The following is a 652-nucleotide window of genomic DNA, read 5'->3' as shown; positions in this document are numbered from 1 at the left end:
GCCGAAATGCCGATAGCGGAATGGCTCGACCGGATTGTCCGCGATGAGCGCCCGGATGGCATGCGCGGCATGCTCGCCCATCTGCTTGGCGGCCGGGGCTATGCCTGGCACAGGGCGGCCATCCTCGTTCTTCACCGCGGCGGTATCGCCGATGACGAAGATGTTGTCGTGGCCGGGGACATTCAGCCGTTCGTCGACCACGGTGCGGCCGGCGCGGTCGGCCGCGGCGCCGAGCCATTTGGCCGCTTTGGATGCCATGACACCTGCGGCCCAAAGCACGCATGCCGAGCCGATGTGGCGGCCGTCGGCGAGCATGACGCCTTCGCCATCGCAATGGGTGACGGCAGCCGTGGCCAACACTTCGACGCCCAGGCCTTCAAGCTGACGCTGCGCCTTTGCCGAAAGGCAGGCCGGCATGGTGGGCAGGATACGGTTGCCAGCTTCGACCAGGACGACGCGTGCCGAAGCGGCATTGAAGTGACGGAAGTCGCGAACCACGACCTTGCGGGCAAGTTCGGCAATTGCACCGGCCATTTCGACGCCTGTCGGACCGCCGCCGACCACAACGAAGGTCAGTAACGCCTCGCGCCGCTGATCATCCTCAGTGACTTCGGCGCGTTCGAAAGCGGAGAGAATCCGGGCACGGATCTCC

General features: G+C 66.0%; 1 protein-coding gene. It reads right to left on the bottom strand.

Translation table 11 applies throughout. The annotated features are described in order from the left end of the window. Positions 1-652, bottom strand: a 652-nt coding sequence (locus RWK44_RS34895; protein ID WP_316030184.1) for an NAD(P)/FAD-dependent oxidoreductase, incomplete at both ends; no start/stop codon positions are given.

This window comes from Rhizobium sp. 25PS6, from assembly GCF_032464655.1.
GTDB classification, from domain to species: domain Bacteria; phylum Pseudomonadota; class Alphaproteobacteria; order Rhizobiales; family Rhizobiaceae; genus Rhizobium; species Rhizobium laguerreae.
Note: the sequence above shows the minus strand (reverse complement) of the source record. Positions and strands in the feature narration are given on the sequence as shown.